At 60.1% G+C, this 208-nt stretch carries 1 protein-coding gene; it reads right to left on the bottom strand.

Annotated features, from left to right (window positions below):
- Nucleotides 1-208: aromatic amino acid lyase (locus tag AF337_RS14745; RefSeq protein ID WP_160320309.1), on the bottom strand; the 208-nt coding region annotated here is incomplete at both ends.

The raw sequence follows: 208 nt of genomic DNA, 5'->3' as shown, positions 1-208 counted from the left end.
GCTCAAAGGATCCTGGAGACGTCTTGCTGCATCGGCGGCAAGCAAGGAGCTGCCCGAAAGCAGCTCCATCAGTTGAGCGGCGACACGGCGTTGCCCGAAGGCGGGTCTTCCAGCCAGAGCGTGATCGTCGAAGACGCTGACATTGGCCCGGAACGCTTCGAAATTAACGGCAATCGCCTTCAGGGACCAATCGAAGAGCCGCTCGATC

The sequence above is a fragment of the Rhizobium ecuadorense genome (genome assembly GCF_001187535.1).
Taxonomy (GTDB): Bacteria; Pseudomonadota; Alphaproteobacteria; order Rhizobiales; family Rhizobiaceae; genus Rhizobium; species Rhizobium ecuadorense.
The sequence above is the reverse complement of the archived record's forward strand: the minus strand, read 5'-3'. Positions and strand labels throughout refer to the sequence as shown.